The sequence below is a fragment of the Gilliamella sp. App6-5 genome (assembly GCF_001690525.1).
GTDB classification, from domain to species: domain Bacteria; phylum Pseudomonadota; class Gammaproteobacteria; order Enterobacterales; family Orbaceae; genus Gilliamella; species Gilliamella apicola_H.
In genome coordinates this window covers 1-18319 of the sequence record NZ_LZGT01000070.1, presented here as the reverse complement: position 1 = coordinate 18319, position 18319 = coordinate 1, and the positions used below count along the sequence as shown (strand labels likewise).

Genomic DNA, 18319 nt, shown 5'->3' with positions numbered 1-18319 from the left:
CTTCATACACGCGGCATGGCTGCATCAGGGTTCCCCCCATTGTGCAATATTCCCCACTGCTGCCTCCCGTAGGAGTCTGGACCGTGTCTCAGTTCCAGTGTGGCTGGTCATCCTCTCAGACCAGCTAGAGATCGTCGCCTAGGTGAGCCATTACCTCACCTACTAGCTAATCCCATATGGGTTCATCAAATGGCGCATGGCCCGAAAGTCCCATGCTTTGGTCTCTCAACTTTATACGGTATTAGCAGTCGTTTCCAACTGTTGTCCCCTTCCATTCGGCAGATCCCCATACCTTACTCACCCGTCCGCCACTCGTCATCAAGTGCAAGCACTCATGTTACCGTTCGACTTGCATGTGTTAAGCCTGCCGCCAGCGTTCAATCTGAGCCATGATCAAACTCTTCAATTTAAAGTTTGATGCTCAATAACTGTCTCTGACATATTCAAATGAATCTTCAGTGTCACTTATCAAGACTTAATTTTTAAGTCCGTAGACTTTTCATTCTTCGTCTCGCAAGTGCCCACACAGATTGTCTGTTTCTTCTTTTTAAAGAGCTGACAGCTTCTATTCCCAAACAACTTTTTGTTGATTTAGTTTGCTGTCTCAAGGGCTGCGTATACTACGCTACACTTTTTCATTCGTCAAGATCTTTTTTTCAAATTTTCGATCTTATTTTTAACTCACTCACCGCCTGCTTGTCGCTGACTGCGTGTCAGTGGATGCGCATTATAGGCACTTAAAAAAATCATGCAAGGGGTTATGATGTAATTTATTTCCATCTGCATCTTTTTTGCCCAAGATGTACTAAAAAAATACTGAATTGATACATTTTAGCTAAAATTACTATTTATTTTGATGTATTAAAATATTTTCTTTACACAACCGATGCCATACTTAAGATTCTAATTTTATTTTTTGAGGTAAATCCGCTAGACTATCAAGTAACCAATCAGCTTGAGCTAATGCTTCTTCTGTTATCATATCACCTGTTTTTACTAGAACTGTCCTTTTAACGCCAGCTTGTCTACCTGATAATAAATCAGACACTCGATCACCTACCATATAAGAATTAGCAATATCTATGTTCAATTCTTTTGCTGCGGTTTGAATCATACCAGGATTTGGCTTCCGACATTCACAAGTATCAACTAACGGATCGTGAGGACAATAATAAACGCCATCTAAATCAACTCCTCTATCTTGTAAAGACCAATCCATCCATTCAGTTAACGTGTGAAATTGCTCTTCTGTAAATATATTTCTGGCAATGCCTGATTGGTTGGTTGTGATAACTAACAAAAAACCCATTTTTTTGAGTTCTTGCATCGCATCAATAACGCCATCAATAAAATGGAATTTATCAATTGTATGTACATAATTATAGTCTATATTAATGGTACCATCCCGATCTAAAAAAATAGCTGGCTTCATGTTTACGCTTTTTCCTTTTATTTAGCTATTACTCTAATCTTACATAGAATATTATTGATTGACTTAGATGTCTAGACGTCTTAATATTCATTTATTCATCTTTTTCTTTATATATTATGATACAACTACAACATATTTCGAAAACATTTGAGCATAATAAAACGCCTATTTATGCTTTAAAAGATATTAATATTCATGTTCCTAAAGGGCAGGTTTATGGTGTTATTGGCAAATCTGGAGCGGGGAAAAGCACACTTATTCGCTGTATTAATCTGCTTGAAAAGCCCACTAGCGGAAAAATACTTTTCGATAATCAAGATATTACAAATCTTTCAAATAGAAAATTAATTGAAATACGTCGAAAAATCAGCATGATTTTTCAACATTTCAATTTACTTTCCTCACGTACTGTATTTGATAATATCGCTTTTCCTCTTGAACTGAATAGAACACCTAAAGCAGCAATTAAGCAAAAAGTAAATGAGCTTATCGAGCTCGTGGGATTAACAGAGAAAGCCAATGTTTACCCAGCTAATTTATCAGGTGGCCAAAAACAACGTGTTGCAATTGCCAGAGCTTTAGCAAGTGATCCCAAAGTACTATTGTGCGATGAAGCAACCAGTGCGCTTGATCCTGAAACGACCCGTTCAATTTTGACATTATTAAAAAATATCAACCAAAAATTGGGACTAACCATTTTATTAATTACTCATGAAATGGATGTAGTAAAACAGATTTGTGACCAAGTTGCTGTTATCAGTGATGGTAAACTAGTTGAACAATCATCAGTGGGTGAAATGTTTTCTAATGCGAAAACAGATATTGCGAGACAATTTATTCAATCAACCTTACACCTAAATATTCCTGATGATTATTTAATAAGACTGTCGCCTGAACATAAAGAAGGACTCAATCCTTTATTACGCTTAGAGTTTACTGGGGTTTCAGTTGATTTACCTTTGTTATCCCAAATCGCTAAAGAATTCGAGATTGAAAGTAACATTATTAGTGCACAAATGGATTATGCCGGTGGAGTTAAATTTGGCCTAATGCTCGCTGAAATGAAAGGGAAACAAAAAAGTATGGCATCTGCAATTCAATTCTTAGAAAAAAATAATACTAAAGTAGAGGTGCTAGGCTATGTTTGATTTTATTCCCTCTTTTAAACCTTTTGAATCACTATTTCGATACTTAACTCAATACAATTTCTGGGCTGATTTTGTTGCTTTTTGTTCATCCTTTAATGGTTTTAATGAAGCAATGCTATTCAAAATGGCGCAAGCAACAGATGAAACCCTTTTTATGGTCATCTTATCAGGTTTTTGGGGAACGATAATTGGATTACCGATTGGCATATTACTCTACACTACTCGTAAAGGACAAATATTAGATTGTTATATTGGTAATAGCATTATCTCATTTATTACTAATGTATTTCGTTCAATCCCTTTTATCATATTAATTGTATGGATTATTCCTTTCACCACTATTTTAATGGGCACCTTTATTGGTAAACAAGCAGCAGTCGTTCCATTAAGTATTGGCGTATCACCATTAATTGCACGTATGATTGAAAATGCATTGTTAGATGTGCCCAAAGGATTAATTGAAGCGGCTCGCTCAATGGGTGCAACACCACTACAAATTATATATAAAGTTTTATTACCTGAGTCATTACCTGTAATTGTCAATAGTATGACAATTACCTTAATTACCTTGACAGGATACATTGCAATGGCCGGCGCCGTTGGTGCTGGAGGTCTTGGTCAACTTGCAATTCAATATGGTTACAATGGCTACAAGCCTGCTATAATGAACACAGTTTTAGTTATATTAATTATTATTGTCTTTATTATTCAATTTATTGGCAATAGGATTGTTAAACGCGTTACACATCATTAATTTTGGAGAAATATATGTCTATTAAAAAGCTAGTACTTATTAGCACATTGGTAAGTGCATTTTTTTTAACTGGCTGTGATAATAATAAACAGCCAGCCACAGCAGATAATAAACCAGCAGAGCCAGCTAAAGTGAGCACGCTTAAAGTAGGAGTGATTTCAGGTCCTGAACAAGAAGTTGCTGAAGTAGTTAAACAACAAGCGAAAGATCTTTATAATCTAGATGTTGAACTCGTTATTTTTAACGATTACGTAACCCCAAACCAAGCATTAAATGATGGCTTAATTGAGCTCAATGCTTTCCAGCATAAGCCTTATTTAGATGAACAAATGAAAGAACGTGGTTATCAATTAGCTGTAGTAGGTAATTCATTTGTTTATCCTATTGCAAGCTATTCTCATAAATTAAAACCCATTGATGAATCAATGGAAACAGGGGAAGGTGTAAAAGTCACTTCACCACGCGGTGAAACCTTCTTCATTCCAGCTAATTCAACCATTGCTATTCCTAATGACCCAACAAACTTAGGCCGCTCTTTACTTTTATTACAACATGAAGGAATGATTACAGTTGATAAATCTAAAGGTTTACTGCCAACTGTACTTGATATTACAAGTAATCCTTATAACTATAAGATTTTAGAACTTGAAGCACCAATGTTACCTCGTTCGTTAGATGATGCACAAGTTGATCTAGCAATCATCAATAACGCCTTTGCAGGGCAAGCAAACTTAACGCCAAGCAAAGATGGGATTTTTGTTGAGGATAAAGAATCACCATATGTCAACATTATCGTTTCGCGTGAAGCTGATAAAGATAACGAAAACGTGAAAAACTTTGTTAAAGCATACCAAACTGATGTTGTTGCACAAAAAGCTAACCAAATTTTTAACGGTGGTGCGATCCGAGGTTGGTAATAGTAAAGTTATAATTATTGACTCACCTTAATACCGTCGGCTTAAGTCGACGGTATTCGTTCGTTGCTATTTTCATATAGTCAAAAACAGTAGCGTAAACTCAATCAAAAATGGATTATGACATATCAAATTGACCCTATCGGCATTATCCGCTCACCTTATAGTGAAAAATTTGCCGTTCCAAGACAACCCAATTTAGTTAGTGCTGGGCAAGGTGAGCTATATTTATTAGCGCCTTATAATGATCCTATTAGTGTTAAAGGATTAGAACAGTTTTCACATTTATGGCTATTATTTCTATTTCACCACATCGCTCCTGAAAAATGGGGATTAACAGTTCGCCCCCCTCGTTTAGGTGGTAATAAAACAATGGGCGTATTTGCCACAAGATCACCATTTAGACCTAATCATATTGGACTTTCAGTAGTAGAATTAAAAGATATCATTGTTGAAAATAAACAGGTTATTTTAAAATTAGGCAGCCTTGATTTAGTTGATGGTACACCCATTATTGATATCAAACCTTATCTTCCTTATTGTGATAGCCATTCAGAAGCACATGCAGGATACGCACAATCCATTCCAGAAAAAAAACTAGCCGTAGCATTTTCACAAAAGGCGCAATTAGTTTTAGAGCTACAAAAACAAAATTATCCTCAACTCACTGAATTAATTACACAAGTCATTTCTCAAGATCCAAGGCCGGCCTACAAACAAAAGAACCTTAATGAACAAACATACGGACTTACACTCTACCATTTTAATATTAGATGGAGAATCATCACTCAATACGCACTTGTTGAAGATATCTATGTAGGTAGTAAATAAAAAATCTTCATTAGTCTAAAAATTTTAAACTAAACAAATTTCTTAATATTTTCAATGTGAAATAGGTTTACCAATTTCCTTAACAAGATTGTTATACAAACCGTTAAAAATAGCTTGGCATCTTTTTGGTCTTCTGTTAAATTGAGTATGAGTTTAATTCCCTATATTCCAATTTACCATTAAGGTTATTAATAGCCTTAATGGTATTTTTCTATGAAAAATTAATGATAATGTATGTTACGTTTGCTTCTCATTTCAGCAATATCGATTGTATCAAATAGATAATGTTTACCACAATAATCGCAATGAATATCAATCTTACCATTATCCTCCCTTAGGATTTCATCAATTTCATTATCAGGTAAAGTCATTAAACTATCTTCACAACGTTGACGTGAACATCCACACTTAAAAGTAATATCACGTGTTTCAAAAAGACGCACTTCCTCTTGATTATATAACCGATATAAAATCTCATCAGTAGAAAGTTGAAATAACTCATCACTCGTCATTGTCTCGGTTAATGCGCTAAGATGCTCAAATGACTCGGCGGTATTCTCATTGGCAGGCAAAACTTGCAATAAAATACCGGCTGCCATTGGCTTATTGTTATGTACTCCCGTTTTAACAAATAAGCGTGTAGGAAGTTGCTCTGATTGCATAAAATAATTTTCGATACAACCAATAAGTGTATCTTTCTCTAGTCCAACGATGCCTTGATAACGTTCACCATGCTTTGGTGTAATAGTAATAACGATATAACCATTGCCAACCATATCTTTAAGTGTAGCATCATCAGCAATATTACCGTTAACTCGAGCAACGCCACGTAGCTGCTGTTGATCATTGCCATTAACAACCGCTAAAGATAACGCGCCATCACCTTGTAACTGAACAGCAATATCCCCTTCAAATTTTAGTGTTGCCGTTAATAGGCTGGTTACAACCAATAATTCACCCAGCAAGTTTTGTACCGCAATTGGATATGTATGATTATCTAAAATTGCCTGATATGTCTGTTCAAGACGAGTAATTTCACCACGAATAGGATGATTATCAAATAAAAACCGATTTAAAGTATCCATATTAATTGTTGCCACCTTATTGCCTATCATATTTAAATTTAATCAAATTACGCCGTTCCTTTTTATCCGGTTTTCTATCTGGATGCGGCATTGTCAATGCATTAAGCTTACGTGCTTGTGCTATTGCTTCTCGTTTAGCAATGCTATCGGGAGTTTCTTGATAAAGTTGTTGAGCTTCAATGGCAGTTCTTCGTTGTTCATTAATAGCTAAAATTTGAATTGTTTTTTGATCCGAACCTTGGCGAAGTGTTAAGATTGCACCAATTTCAACAATTTTACTTGGTTTAGTACGTTGACCATTATAGTGTACTTTGCCACCTTCAACCATTTCGCGAGCTAATGATCGAGACTTATAAAATCTTGCAGCCCAAAGCCATTTATCTAATCTTACAAGAACCATTACACCCTCATATTGCACTTATTATTGAGTTTATATTATACCCAAACGCATATAGTACCTTAAACATCATAACAATCCATATAAGGATCTTTTTGTAAAAGTCAATGCTCAAAATTGATAATATAATCATTCCCGTTTGTAGAAAATGTACCTGAAAAACTAAATGGCAATAATTTGCCATGTAAATTAGCTGAATAATTGATGGCTTTTGGTGGTTGTTTTACCAATTTCCAGTTTTCTAGTAGTGAACTTGTTACACCATAAGCATTAAATTGCAAAGATAATGGTTCACTTTTCGATAAATCAACTGTTGCTTTTGACTCAATCATTCCCCCGCTAGCTAAAGCGCTAAAAATTAACGAAGGATGGTTTTCATAATCAAATTTTAGAACCAGATCGGGATAACGAATATCAGTTCGGTTAACTGAACCTTTTTCAGATTTAAAAAAGACAATTCCTGACAAGATTCCTAATTTTTGATCTTTCGCTAAAGTGACATTGGTACCAGAAACTTGAAAATTATATAGGGTAAAAGGGAAATCACTCTGTTTTCTAATTATCAAACTTTGAAAAATATCAAGCTTATCAACTTTAATATACCTAAACATCCTCGGTAATGCAGATAATTCTAACTTTTCAGGAAGTTCATAATTAATATCCGATAACGTTAATTGATCTAGATGTAAAGCATTATCTTTCCACTTTCCAACAAAATTTATACTACCTTTATTCCATTTTGCTAGTACTTTTTGAATTGTCACTTCTTGGTCATGGGATGATAATTGGGCTAATACCGACGAAAATAACTCATCATGCAAAACAACATGATCAGCAGTAAAAGCTAAAGAACTTTGATCAAAATGCCACTGCTCATCATAACGAAGATTAGTGGCTTCAATATTGCCCTTTTCCATTAAAAAATTGGGTAACTGAATACTACTTTCCAGTATTGATAATTGTTTGATCGTCAACTTTGGCAGCACATGAGAATATTTATTAAGTACATCATCTTCCGCTGATTGCCAGTTTATATTGTACAGCTTTAATTGATCGATATTTAAACTATTGTCCGTAAGAATTTTTAATTTACTGACAAAAAAACCATCATTAACATTGCCACCTAAATTAGTTATGGTTGTAACACCATCTCGATGGAAACCTTGAATGAGTAGTGATTTTATTGGGATTTGCTTTACTAAAAGCTCTTGCGACGTAAAATCAAATTGGTATTTATCCGCACCTGAAGAAGCGAAGGGTTTAATGCCTCCATTGATTTGGGTGAACGAAAATGTGTCCTTTCCATTATTAACCAGAATATTAGCATTTGAATTGACAAATTTTAACGTATTGGTTGAAAAGTCATAATGACTAAATTGCGTATCATTAATATTAATATTGCCATTAATGACTATAACATAGTTAAAATGTGCTAATTGCCAAAGATGACTTTTATCCAATCCCACAACTAATTTAGGAACATTAACAATCTCTTGCCTATTATCACTGACAACAACATCATCAAAAACTAATTCGTAGAAATTTGAAAAAGAGTGATGAACCCTGCCAATTGAAATTGTGTACGTACTCAATTTGGATAATTGCTGACTGATTACTTTAGCACCCAACGAAGTTTGTATAACAAAATAAGACAATAATACCAAAAACCAGACAATAGATAGGGAGATGATTATGTAAAACCGCAATCGTCGCATAAATAAATTTAATTGTTATAATGAACTACTAATAATTGCCTTACGATAACCGATTTTAATAAAAATAGCATCCCATTTTCAGTATGAATGATTTGTTATTAAGCTAACTTGACAGTTAAGATATAAACATTCACCATAATGTTATTTTAAATAACTAACAGAACAATTCACTTTTCCTTTCTTTTAATTAAGATAAGGAAGAATGGCTTTTTATCTAATATAAGTAAAAACGGGAGATACCTAGATGAAACAAATCCCAATGACAGTTAAGGGAGCTGAATTATTACGAGCCGAGCTTGAAGAGCTAAAAAATGTCAAAAGACCACAAATAACGGCAGCAATAGCCGAAGCAAGAGCGCACGGCGATTTAAAAGAAAATGCTGAATACCATGCAGCAAGAGAACAGCAAGGTTTTTGTGAAGGCCGTATTCAAGAAATTGAAGGCAAATTATCGCAAGCACAAATAATTGATATCACCAAAGTAAAAAATACTGGACGTATTATTTTTGGTGCAACAGTAACCGTCATAAATATTGAAACGGACGAAGAAACAACCTATCGCATTGTTGGTGATGATGAAGCTGACTACAGACAAAATCTTATTTCTGTCAACTCACCTATTGCTAGGGGGTTAATTGGCAAAGAAGACGGTGATACCGTACAAATTAAAACGCCGGGCGGTGATGTAGAATTTGATATTGTTAAGGTTGAATATATCTAATATTGAATATATATCATCAATAAAGGCAGATAAACAAACAGGGCGCATAGCCCTGTTATTGTATTTATTTAGGCAAAGAGATTTTTTTATCTTCGCTTGGTCTAAAAATCGTGAAAATTGATCCCACTTGTTGCACAGGTAATGCTTTAGTTTCACGAATAATGGCATCACAAATGAGTTTTTTAGTTTCGCGATCCTCAGCGGATACTTTAATCTTAATTAGCTCATGGAAATTTAGGGCATTTTCAATTTCGGCAAGCACGCCTTCGGTAAATCCATTAGCACCAATCATCACAATAGGTTTTAAATGATGAGCTTGACTTTTTAAATACTGTTTTTGTTTATTTGATAAATTCATTAAATTTTTATCACATTAAGTTGCAATTTTGTTATTCTACCCTTATATATATTTGTAATCAATGAAGTGACCTCTTTACATTAAGGATTTATTCGCTGTGAGTAATAAAAAACGCTCAGCGAGCTCAACACGTTGGCTCAATGAACATTTTAATGATCGCTTTGTACAACAAGCACAAAAAAAAGGGCTACGATCTCGAGCGTGGTTTAAACTTGAAGAAATACAAAAAAGTGACAAATTATTTAAACCAAGCATTACTGTTGTTGATTTAGGTGCGGCCCCTGGTGGTTGGTCACAATATGTTGCATCGCTTATTGGCAATAAAGGCCGCATTATTGCCTGTGATCTATTGCCAATGGATCCCATTGTTGGGGTTGACTTTCTTCAAGGCGATTTTCGCGATGAAGCAGTTTTAAAAGCTTTACTTGAACGTGTTGGTGAAGAAAAAGTCCAAGTTGTTATGTCAGATATGGCACCGAATATGAGTGGACAACCGGCTGTTGATATACCTAGAGCAATGTATTTAGTTGAACTAGCATTAGATATGTGTAAAGACGTGCTTGCGCCTAATGGCAATTTTATTGTAAAAGTGTTTCAAGGCGAAGGATTTGAAGAATATCTAAAACAGGTGCGATCAATGTTTAAAACCGTCAAAATTCGCAAACCTGAGGCTTCACGCGCAAGGTCTCGAGAAGTTTATATTGTTGCAATGGGTATGAAGTAGCCAGTTGTATAATTTTGTAGTACCATACTTTGTTAAATTTGGTCGTAACTGTTAATTTTTATGAGAGGTTTTTCTTTTGAACGACATGGTAAAGAATTTACTGATCTGGGGAGTTATCGCTGTAGTATTGATTGCTGTATTTAACCAATTCAGCTCAATATCCAATAGTGGTCCCCAAGTCAATTATACCCAATTTAATTCCGATATCACGACTGGTAAAATCCAAGAAGTGCATATTCACGGACGCGAAATTGTTGCCACAACCAAAAATAATGGCAATTATGTCACTTATATCCCTTATTTTGATGAAAAACTAATGGATGATTTGTTAGCTAATAAAGTAGCCGTCTATGGTAGTCCTGATGAAAAACCAAGCCTAATAGGTAGTATTCTCATCTCTTGGTTCCCTATCATTTTACTCATTGGTTTTTGGCTATTTATGATGCGCCAAATGCAAGGTGGCGGTAAGGGTGGCCCAATGTCAGTTGGTAAAAGTAAAGCGAAAATGCTAACGCCAGACCAAGTCAAAACAAAATTTACCGATGTTGCTGGCAGCGAAGAAGCAAAACAAGAAGTTACAGAAGTTGTCGACTTTTTACGCGATCCAGGCAAATATCAAAAATTAGGTGGGCGCATACCAAAAGGGATTTTAATGGTAGGACCGCCGGGAACAGGTAAAACCTTACTAGCAAGAGCCATTGCGGGTGAAGCCAATGTGCCTTTTTTTAGTATTTCAGGTTCTGACTTTGTTGAGATGTTTGTGGGTGTGGGTGCATCGCGAGTGCGCGATCTCTTTGAACAAGCCCGTAAACACGCACCTTGCATTATCTTTATTGACGAAATTGATGCTGTCGGTCGCAAGCGTGGCGCTGGTTCAATGGGAGGTCATGATGAACGTGAACAAACATTAAACCAGATGTTGGTTGAAATGGATGGGTTTGAGGCTAATAGCGGCATCATTATCATCGCTGCAACTAACCGAGTTGATATTTTAGATTCGGCATTACTCCGTCCTGGTCGTTTTGACCGTCAAGTGCAAATTGGCTTACCAGACATGAAAGGCCGTGAACAAATTCTTGCTGTTCATGTACGCAAAGTTCCGTTGGGTTCTGATGTCAACTTATCGGTATTAGCGCGTGGCACACCAAATTACTCTGGCGCAGAACTTGCTAATTTAGTTAACGAAGCTGCACTATTTGCTGCACGTCGTAATAAACGAGTCGTTACCATGGAAGAATTTGAGGAAGCCAAAGACAAAATCAATATGGGAACTCAACGCCGTTCATTATCTATGACGAAAGAACAATTAACGAATACAGCTTACCACGAAGCTGGGCATGCGATTGTTGGTTATCTTGTGCCAGAACACGATCCACTTCATAAAGTAACTATCATTCCACGTGGGCGAGCATTAGGTGTAGCATTCTTTTTACCTGAAGGTGACCAAATTAGCCAGAGCCGAACTCAATTAGAATCAAAAATATCTACCGCTTATGCTGGCCGAATTGCTGAAGGATTAATCTTTGGTGAAGATAAAATTACATCGGGTGCATCAAGTGATATTCAATATGCATCTAATGTTGCTCGAGCAATGGTAACCCAATGGGGATTCTCAGAACGTTTACCACCTGTATTATTTGAGTACGAAGAATCATCTTATGGACCATTGAAAAAAATCTCAGATAGTACTGCTCAAATTATTGATGAAGAAGTTGACGCTATTATTCAACGTAACTATCAACGTGCAAAAACTATCTTAACGGAAAATATTGATATTCTTCATGCCATGAAAGATGCACTGTTAAAATATGAAACAATCAATAAACAACAAATTGATGAACTGATGAATCGTCAACCTGTCACACCACCAGATGGTTGGACAGAAAGCGATGAAAAAGCAGCAAATGATGGTAGTAACACATCACCACAATCAGAAAGTTAATTTGCTTTAATAAAATATAACGCGCTACGGCGCGTTTTTTATCGGTGAAATAAAAATAACTTATCAATACATTGCAAGAATAAAACCACAATTACATTGAACATTTCACTTTAATTGTGCTTAATAACTTTGAAGATCATTTAAACGACTGCATCATTAATTTTAATCAAATAAGGTTTTTAATCATGGAAATACATTTTCAAAATCAAACGATAGATCTTTCATTTCCACAAGTGATGGGCATTGTTAATATGACGCCAGATTCGTTTTCTGACGGTGGCAACTATAACAACCTTGATGATGCTATGCGTCGCGTTGACAGCATGATTCAAGCTGGAGCAACATTTATTGATGTCGGCGGTGAATCAACGCGCCCTGGTGCAGCCGAAGTTTCGGTTGATGAAGAGCTTAACCGCGTTGTGCCATTAATTGAAAAAATCGCTCGTTATTTTGATGTTTGGATTTCAGTTGATACCTCAAAACCACAAGTCATGACTGAATCAGCAAAAGTGGGAGCACATCTAATTAATGATGTTCGAGCCTTAACAGAACCTGGCGCACTTGAAGCAGCAGCCCAAACAGGACTACCAGTTTGTATTATGCATATGCAAGGCGACCCTAAAACCATGCAAAATGCACCACACTACCAGCAAGATATTTATCAAGAAGTTGACCAGTTTTTTGACAAACACATTGATCGTTGCATAAATGCCGGTATTAATCGTGAAAAAATCATACTCGACCCCGGTTTTGGATTTGGCAAAACACTGGCACACAACTATCGTCTATTGGCAACACTCGAAAAGTTCCATCATTTTAACTTACCTTTATTAGTGGGCATGTCTCGAAAATCCATGATAGGACAAGTATTAAATATGCCACCGAAAGAACGTATGCTAGGTAGCGTATCGTGTGCTGTGATTGCAGCAATGAAAGGCGCACACATTATTCGCGTACACGATGTTAAAGAAACTTTCGATGCATTAAGAATTGTACAAGCAACTCTCTCTTGCGGAACAAAGTTAATTGTATAAAGAAGATGTTTATTTAAACGGTTGGGTTTGAATTGTCGGCATATTCCAATACCGAATAAATGACAATATTAACCTTTGGTGATTGTGAAAAATCGTTCAGATAGCATAATTTTCTACATCAGTTATATGCTTATTACACAGCTATTCACTTCTTAGGTTATATTTTTTGTAAAAAATATTCAGGATTCTATACCGTTTCATGATTAATTAAGAATTTGCAGTATCTATTTGTTACAACATGTGATAGCCATCGTATTAATTAGAAATTCACAAAACCTACCTGCCAACACATGAATGAGAAGGCCGAAAGTGATAGGGATTTTAATGAAGACAAGTTGTTCACTTTTAGGCTGTATTTTTTGTAAAAAATATTCAGGATTCTATACCGTTTCATGATTAATTAAGAATTTGTAGTATCTATTTGTTACAGCATGTGATAGCCATCGTATCAATCAACAATTCACAAAACCCGCCTAGCTCAAACAACTAGGAAAGCCAAAAGCGATACGCGATTTAATGAAGATGTGACATAATCAGCAAATCGTCAGCGATGCAAAAGATAGAAAATAAAAGCTTAATAAATTTATTAAATTTTATCATATAGCTAAACTAGACAAAGCGATTTCCAACAAAACGCCCTATGCATTTTTAGCAGGTTATTTTAATCATAAAATGTAAATAACCCGATATTTTCTTGCAGCAAGCCTATTTTATAATAGCTTTTTTGCTTAACAAATAATTGATACCGTATTAAAAATATTTTTTACCCTTTACAAATGGCGTAACCTAACCAAGGAGCTTCAGTTACAAACGTGCTAGTAAAACCATCATGATTATGTACAACATAAGGAAGCTGTACACCTTCAACTACTGAAGAATCCGATGTCCAATATCTAGTGGTAAAATCAGGCGGAGCATAATATTCTTGCCAGTCTGAATCAGGGTAAGAAGATTTAGTGGTCCAACCCCATTCACCTAAAATAGATCCCCCTATGGCACGAGTGTAGCTATTAGACAAAGTCAATTTATCACCACCTAATTCTGCCCCTTGCCCCTCATATCGTGGTGAGTTTGTTAATTGGGCTCGACTCATCATATTTTGTAAACCACCACAATGCTGTTGTACAGCATTAAAAGCCCCCCTAAAATTTTGAGGTATCCCCCAAATAGAAGTTGGATTAAACTGATAATCATGGATGACAGAATTATCCCTTTTTAAAGTGGCCCTCACCGTAACATTTCCTGACGGTTTACTATTAAGTTTTACCACACCATTTTGATCAATTGATACACCGCCTCCAGGATTATTAATCACTTGATAACGGTAATCATTTTGTGCTCCTGTCATCACTAATTGAAATTTAGCACCTGGGAATCCTGTCGTTGGGAACGTGTTTGACGAGATGGTTGGCTGTGCTTTAAAACCATAATTAGGTACATAATCTTGAGTGTAACCACCACCAACCAGAGGATGACGATTAGCATATTCAGGTCGATTAAAATAATATGCATCCGTTCTTAAATCGGTTCCAATCCATTGGTATTCTGGATGAACAATAGTTGAATTCGGTTTGGCATAACATAGTTCTGATTTTGATGCAATTTGGTAAGTTTTGGTTAAGGTGATCTGTTCACTCTCATCAGGAATTCCATATGCCGAGTGGGCTTTAACATTGGTTTTAACGATGAGTTTTAATGGCATTGAAAAACCACTTCCACAACCTATTGCTTTTTTCTTATCATCGCCTATTATGCGTACGCCATTATTGTCATACCACCAATAATAAGTCGTTTCTACTTTAAACGGCAGCTTTGGATCGGCACTATCACCATCGATATCACTATAATTTTCAACCTTATCTAAATTTGTTGATGTATAAGTCGCCACTTTAAAATCATTAAGCGTTAAATTACTATCAAATTCTTTAACTTCACTGGCTTTTATATTTCCAATTGCTTCGCTATAAAAAACACCATTGACCGTAAAACCTTGTTTATCTGCACTGGATAATGGAACAACTTGAGGAGCATTTCCAATAATAAAATGATTTGAAGTAGCGGTGAGTACGGCATGAACAGGACTAACTACTACCCATTGCGATAATAATATTAAGCCTATTTTAGTGAGTTTCGGTTTTAAAAATATTTTAGCGGTGATGGCTGATTTATAATGGAATAATCTACAATTAAAAGATAATGCTAAACGCGAAAAGGCTGATCGATACGTTATATAAGCACGATCAATAGCTGTCAAAAAATGCCCGATGCCCGATGCCCGATGCCCGATGCCCGATGCCCGATGCCCGATGCCCGATTAAGTCCAAATTCTATCATAATTTTATTATTCCTCATACTTATTTTTATAAATTTATCTATATAATTTATATATTTATATTTATTTAACGAAAATTAAACCAACTATATAAATAAAATATGACTAACAGTATTCTAGCGGAAAAATTGCTTTTTTGTTTATTTTTTTGTAAATCATTGTTAAGGCGTTTTTTGACAAAATAATGCTCTACTAACCCGAGTGCCTCAATAATACCTGATAACTAGTCCACTATTAAAATTGGCTTATTTCATTTATTTATATTAAACGGCAAATTAATAATTAATTTTTACAAATAATACTATTAACTTTCATAGCCTTTATTTTGAGAATCTGACAGTAACCAAATAAACAACATCCATGACTTAATAATGTTTTTTTGCTATAGTAAACGCCATTTTTATTTAATTTGGAAGAATTATAAACGATGGAATCTATTCCTAATTGCCCTGTTTGCCAATCTGAACATACTTATCATGATGGTTCATTTTATGTTTGCCCTGAATGTGCCCACGAATGGGATCCTAACGAAGTTGTATCTTCTGATGCTGGATTACAAGTAAAAGACAGTAATGGGAATTTGCTTGCCGAAGGTGACGATATTATTTTGATTAAAGATTTGAAATTAAAAGGCTCTTCAACAGTACTTAAAAAAGGTGCTAAAGCCAAAGGTATTCGTTTAGTCGAAGGTGATCACGAAATCGATTGCAAAATTGACGGCATGAAAATTATGCTTAAAGCTTGCTTTGTTAAAAAGGCTTAATCAAAAATTTTCATTAAAAAGCCTAATTAAAAGTGTAGTAGCTCAAACTGAATCTGACAGACACCCTACTCATCGGCATTCGTTCTAACGCAATGACTGTCTGATGAGTAAATAAAATAAATTCTCTAGCTGCTTTTCTTTAGCCTGTCCTTTTGTCTCTGTCCAAGTTTGCCAAGGTGTCTTACCATAACAGTATTTCCCTGAATGTGCTCTTTCCCTATTGTAAAACGCTAGCCAAAGCTCAATATCTTGTTGTATCTCTTTCAGTTCTGTATATATTTTAGGGGATAGTTACACTTTTCGTCTAACGTTTCAAAACCAGGCCAGTGCCATGGACTACGCCGTTTGATATGCGCTTACGCATTGTCTTTTATATTCACCCAACCGTGTATCGGTAGCGTTTGCTCATCCAGTGCCGTCACTTGTACCTAGGTTGTGTTGTCTTCCTCTATCGCTATCAAGCCGTCATGCTCCAGTAAACTTCATTGATGCTCACTACTCGTTCTATGTTTTATTGTTATCTGATAAGTTTTACAACAAATCACGTATATTATTAATGATTCACTAAAAATCCCATGATAAACATTTTTGATTTTCATGAGCTTCACTTATTGCATCTGATAAAATTGATAAATCATCATTAGCATTTTTTTTATACATAGAATCAAGAGATACAGCAGAAATAATTTCTTTATTTTTAATAAAATATTTATTTTCAACAGTAAAAACGGTTTCAGATTTTAAATTTTCATCATGATAACCAATTGGTATATTGTAGTATTCAGTGTTTGATAATACTTCAAATAAATCTTTTCTTTTACTAACAATAATTTTTGAACGGTATGTTTCACCATAAATCCTAAGATTAAGTTGCTTTTTCATACAATTTAACACTGCACCTTCTGTCGCATGTAAAGATTCAAGTGTTATCTCTTCAGCTTTTAATCCGAATGATACGCATAAAATGCTAATCAAATATAATATACCCTTCATTATCTAATTCTCCTTTATTATATTTTTCTAATAATTCCGATGCTTTATAACCAAAAGTAATTTCAAAATGAGGATAATCTTTTTGTTTTTTCCAATTACCACCCCAAGAAAAACCATTTCTTATACCTACAGAAGATATTCTGATTAGAACGTTTTCGTCCCAATTAACTTTCTTATCTTTGATCTCTATAACATCTATTGCTAATCCATAATTATGGTAACTATATCCTCCTCTAACCCAAGTAACTATATTTCCAGATGTTGTACGACCTTGCTTATAAAGGCGATTTTGCTCATCAATAGTTCTAAGTCCTGTCGTAACTCTTAACTGTATTCCAAATTGTTCTTCTACATCATTGATAAAATCTACCGCATTTTGACGAATTTCGGGATGTAATAACGCAATTCTTGAATTTGTCACACTATCCCAAGTTTCAGTTTTCTTATTTTCTGTAACATTAAAATAATCCATCATCGCCACCGGATGAATAAACCACGCCTCTTGCCGTCTGCGGATAGATTGGACAGTTTAGGGGTATTTGCTTCTGTGTTTGCTGTCGGGTTTTGCGCTTGTGCCTGTGCCACTTGTTTCCACCACAGTGAGGGTTTAATGCGCTGTGCTTTTTCTAGTTGCCAGTTTGATTTGACATGTTCATGCGCCTTGTCCACTTGTTGCAAGGTAAAATCACGCTGATAAGGCTCGAGTAAGTTTAGTTTTTACTGATAGTAATATTTAATTTATGAATATTTTAATTAATTTTTTTTTCAATATATATGTATTCATCTGTAATGTAAGTTGAGTGATCAATTTCTTCTGTTGCACTTGTGTATATTTTATTAAACATGAACAGAAAATCATCCTTTTTATTAAAAATAGAAAGAAAATATTTAGGGCTAACATATATTTCATCAATATCGTCTGAACTTATTGAATGATTTATTTTTGGTAAACTTACATCGTTACTTATTGTATTATCGAAAATAAATTTTTTTCCCTCATCAAATAAAAATATTGCATTCCTCCCTTGGTTAATTAAAAACTTCCCTAATAAATTATTTTCCTTCAATACAAGAATATAATACCAACCAACTCCCCTTTCTTCCTCTGCTTCAAGAAGAATAATTTTATATAATTTGGTCGATGAACTTTTATATAAATAAGCATTAAGACCAGTT

General features: G+C 35.1%; 18 protein-coding genes, 1 rRNA gene and 2 pseudogenes. 9 read left to right on the top strand and 12 right to left on the bottom strand.

The genetic code is table 11. From position 1 onward, the window contains the following. Positions 1–409 (bottom strand): 16S ribosomal RNA (locus A9G24_RS08265); the annotation flags it as partial. 486 nt (positions 410–895) lie between these two features. Next, positions 896–1432, bottom strand: a complete 537-nt coding sequence (gene gmhB / locus A9G24_RS08260) for a D-glycero-beta-D-manno-heptose 1,7-bisphosphate 7-phosphatase (protein WP_065638580.1) — start codon at positions 1430–1432, stop codon at positions 896–898. Between the two features lie 116 nt (positions 1433–1548). On the opposite strand from gmhB, the gene metN reads away from it, so the two are divergent. From metN to tsaA, 4 genes are all read left to right on the top strand, one after another. Continuing rightward, complete coding sequence (gene metN, locus A9G24_RS08255; protein WP_065638579.1) at positions 1549–2580, top strand: methionine ABC transporter ATP-binding protein MetN; 1032 nt, start codon at positions 1549–1551, stop codon at positions 2578–2580. A gap of 112 nt (positions 2581–2692) precedes the next feature. Further along, complete coding sequence (locus A9G24_RS08250; protein WP_065638582.1) at positions 2693–3334, top strand: methionine ABC transporter permease; 642 nt, start codon at positions 2693–2695, stop codon at positions 3332–3334. A 14-nt stretch (positions 3335–3348) separates the two neighbouring features. Further along, complete coding sequence (metQ, locus tag A9G24_RS08245) at positions 3349–4251, top strand: methionine ABC transporter substrate-binding lipoprotein MetQ (protein WP_065638578.1); 903 nt, start codon at positions 3349–3351, stop codon at positions 4249–4251. Positions 4252–4365: 114 nt separating this feature from the next. Next, positions 4366–5079 (top strand): tRNA (N6-threonylcarbamoyladenosine(37)-N6)-methyltransferase TrmO, encoded by a 714-nt coding sequence (gene tsaA / locus A9G24_RS08240; protein ID WP_065638577.1) that lies wholly within the window; start codon positions 4366–4368, stop codon positions 5077–5079. A 221-nt stretch (positions 5080–5300) separates the two neighbouring features. Here the strand turns inward: tsaA and hslO are convergent, their stop codons facing one another. The 3 genes from hslO to A9G24_RS08225 form a co-directional block, all read right to left on the bottom strand. Then, positions 5301–6164: an Hsp33 family molecular chaperone HslO gene (gene hslO, locus A9G24_RS08235; protein ID WP_218056264.1), complete on the bottom strand. Its 864-nt coding sequence runs from the start codon at positions 6162–6164 to the stop codon at positions 5301–5303. A 16-nt stretch (positions 6165–6180) separates the two neighbouring features. After that, positions 6181–6564 (bottom strand): ribosome-associated heat shock protein Hsp15, encoded by a 384-nt coding sequence (gene hslR, locus A9G24_RS08230; protein WP_065638575.1) that lies wholly within the window; start codon positions 6562–6564, stop codon positions 6181–6183. 101 nt (positions 6565–6665) lie between these two features. Next, entirely contained in the window at positions 6666–8153 is a 1488-nt protein-coding gene (locus A9G24_RS08225; protein ID WP_141673123.1) for a hypothetical protein, read from the bottom strand. Positions 8154–8520: 367 nt separating this feature from the next. Here A9G24_RS08225 and greA point away from each other — a divergent pair, with 367 nt between their 5' ends. Next, entirely contained in the window at positions 8521–8997 is a 477-nt protein-coding gene (gene greA / locus A9G24_RS08220) for a transcription elongation factor GreA (RefSeq protein ID WP_034910774.1), read from the top strand. A 64-nt stretch (positions 8998–9061) separates the two neighbouring features. Here the strand turns inward: greA and yhbY are convergent, their stop codons facing one another. Next, complete coding sequence (gene yhbY / locus A9G24_RS08215) at positions 9062–9355, bottom strand: ribosome assembly RNA-binding protein YhbY (RefSeq protein WP_065638573.1); 294 nt, start codon at positions 9353–9355, stop codon at positions 9062–9064. A gap of 97 nt (positions 9356–9452) precedes the next feature. Between yhbY and rlmE the strand changes: the two genes are divergently transcribed. The 3 genes and pseudogenes from rlmE (at position 9453) to folP (ending at position 13055) form a co-directional block, all read left to right on the top strand. Further along, the gene (gene rlmE, locus A9G24_RS08210; protein WP_065638572.1) at positions 9453–10079 is read left to right on the top strand and encodes a 23S rRNA (uridine(2552)-2'-O)-methyltransferase RlmE; all 627 of its coding nucleotides are present in this window, start codon (positions 9453–9455) and stop codon (positions 10077–10079) included. 76 nt (positions 10080–10155) lie between these two features. After that, positions 10156–12012, top strand: a pseudogene (ftsH, locus tag A9G24_RS08205) (ATP-dependent zinc metalloprotease FtsH); the annotation flags it as partial. Positions 12013–12206: 194 nt separating this feature from the next. Beyond that, a complete protein-coding gene (gene folP / locus A9G24_RS08200) occupies positions 12207–13055 on the top strand; it encodes a dihydropteroate synthase (protein ID WP_065638570.1) in 849 nt (282 codons plus the stop codon). A 763-nt stretch (positions 13056–13818) separates the two neighbouring features. On the opposite strand, the gene A9G24_RS08195 is transcribed toward folP, so the two are convergent. After that, positions 13819–15309, bottom strand: a complete 1491-nt coding sequence (locus A9G24_RS08195) for a hypothetical protein (RefSeq protein WP_065638569.1) — start codon at positions 15307–15309, stop codon at positions 13819–13821. Between the two features lie 505 nt (positions 15310–15814). Here A9G24_RS08195 and A9G24_RS08190 point away from each other — a divergent pair. Continuing rightward, entirely contained in the window at positions 15815–16150 is a 336-nt protein-coding gene (locus A9G24_RS08190) for a zinc ribbon domain-containing protein YjdM (RefSeq protein WP_065638568.1), read from the top strand. A gap of 84 nt (positions 16151–16234) precedes the next feature. Here the strand turns inward: A9G24_RS08190 and A9G24_RS13175 are convergent. The 5 genes and pseudogenes from A9G24_RS13175 to A9G24_RS12850 all read right to left on the bottom strand — a co-directional run. After that, positions 16235–16432: pseudogene (locus A9G24_RS13175) on the bottom strand (IS481 family transposase); the annotation flags it as partial. Between the two features lie 282 nt (positions 16433–16714). After that, a complete protein-coding gene (locus tag A9G24_RS08185) occupies positions 16715–17143 on the bottom strand; it encodes a hypothetical protein (protein ID WP_065638567.1) in 429 nt (142 codons plus the stop codon). Continuing rightward, a complete protein-coding gene (locus A9G24_RS08180; RefSeq protein ID WP_081303137.1) occupies positions 17118–17618 on the bottom strand; it encodes a M15 family metallopeptidase in 501 nt (166 codons plus the stop codon). Before A9G24_RS08180 ends, A9G24_RS08185 begins: the two co-directional genes overlap by 26 nt. Then, on the bottom strand, positions 17615–17821 hold the full coding sequence (locus tag A9G24_RS08175; RefSeq protein ID WP_065638566.1) for a hypothetical protein: 207 nt from the start codon (positions 17819–17821) through the stop codon (positions 17615–17617). The genes A9G24_RS08180 and A9G24_RS08175 overlap by 4 nt, the downstream gene beginning before the upstream one ends. A gap of 71 nt (positions 17822–17892) precedes the next feature. After that, positions 17893–18319: hypothetical protein (locus A9G24_RS12850; RefSeq protein WP_176701179.1), on the bottom strand; the 427-nt coding region annotated here is incomplete at its 5' end.

Coding starts and splice junctions, on each gene's coding strand:
- gmhB (WP_065638580.1), bottom strand. CDS start 1,432: ATGAAGCCAGCTATTTTTTTAGATCGGGATGGTACCATTAATATAGAC.
- metN (WP_065638579.1), top strand. CDS start 1,549: ATGATACAACTACAACATATTTCGAAAACATTTGAGCATAATAAAACG.
- A9G24_RS08250 (WP_065638582.1), top strand. CDS start 2,693: ATGCTATTCAAAATGGCGCAAGCAACAGATGAAACCCTTTTTATGGTC.
- metQ (WP_065638578.1), top strand. CDS start 3,349: ATGTCTATTAAAAAGCTAGTACTTATTAGCACATTGGTAAGTGCATTT.
- hslO (WP_218056264.1), bottom strand. CDS start 6,164: ATGGATACTTTAAATCGGTTTTTATTTGATAATCATCCTATTCGTGGT.
- hslR (WP_065638575.1), bottom strand. CDS start 6,564: ATGGTTCTTGTAAGATTAGATAAATGGCTTTGGGCTGCAAGATTTTAT.
- greA (WP_034910774.1), top strand. CDS start 8,521: ATGAAACAAATCCCAATGACAGTTAAGGGAGCTGAATTATTACGAGCC.
- yhbY (WP_065638573.1), bottom strand. CDS start 9,355: ATGAATTTATCAAATAAACAAAAACAGTATTTAAAAAGTCAAGCTCAT.
- folP (WP_065638570.1), top strand. CDS start 12,207: ATGGAAATACATTTTCAAAATCAAACGATAGATCTTTCATTTCCACAA.
- A9G24_RS08190 (WP_065638568.1), top strand. CDS start 15,815: ATGGAATCTATTCCTAATTGCCCTGTTTGCCAATCTGAACATACTTAT.
- A9G24_RS08185 (WP_065638567.1), bottom strand. CDS start 17,143: ATGAAGGGTATATTATATTTGATTAGCATTTTATGCGTATCATTCGGA.
- A9G24_RS08180 (WP_081303137.1), bottom strand. CDS start 17,618: ATGATGGATTATTTTAATGTTACAGAAAATAAGAAAACTGAAACTTGG.